General features: G+C 45.3%; 1 protein-coding gene. It reads right to left on the bottom strand.

Features of this window, described 5'->3' with window-relative positions; all coding sequences use genetic code 11:
* A partial coding sequence (locus R7R78_RS25490) for an MgtC/SapB family protein (protein WP_225474543.1) occupies nt 1–468 on the bottom strand: 468 nt, incomplete at its 3' end.
* Nucleotides 469–806: the final 338 nt, after the last annotated feature.

The following is an 806-nucleotide window of genomic DNA, read 5'->3' as shown; positions in this document are numbered from 1 at the left end:
CCGGAGCGCTGCATCTAGCTCGTATTCCTGTAATTTTTGCAACGCTTGGTGAAGTTCTCGTTTGTTGTCGAGCACCACTGCGGTAATCACAGCTGCAGATGCCGCAAGCACCGCTTCTCCCGACACAGCTAAACTGCCCAACACAAACGTCACCAACAAGCTAACCACGCCAGTAATACTGATATCGCGACTCTTCTTCTGCTGCATGACAAACGCGATACACGCCAATATCACCAACGCAATCAAGGCAAAACCAAGCAATAAAGGAGAATAGAGATCCGCAAGAATCGCGACAAGACCACCAAGTAACCCGACAAGAGAGAACGTACGAATACCAGCAACACGACTACCTTCAACACTATTTCGCATCACCCAGCCGCGCTGTGTCCCGATAATCGCACCCAATAGCAAGGCAATAAGCAGATTCCAGATAAGATGCTCGCCAGTCGCAAACTCGTTGATATCCATGCATCACCCCGTTAAAAAGCGGTTGTCATATCATTAGTTTATTTGAATATTGGTAAGAAGCTGTGACGACAAGAAGATAATCTGAAACTGGCCACCGTTCCTGCCTTACCAGCGGGTCTTGTCCTAGCTTTTAACTATCACCAGAGCTCAATAATACGGAGCGATTTTCCCTCTCCCGTTCAATTTATCGGCATTATTTTCATATCATCTGAACTTTCTTACGAGATTCTACGTAACGAAGATGGAATGCAATTACGCAATCTCACACATAAGTAAGGAATACATATGAACAACTCCATCAACAACTCATTCCTAAAGTTTGGTTTAGCTGCATGTCT

The organism is Vibrio sp. 2134-1 (assembly GCF_033339495.1).
Note: the sequence above shows the minus strand (reverse complement) of the source record. Positions and strands in the feature narration are given on the sequence as shown.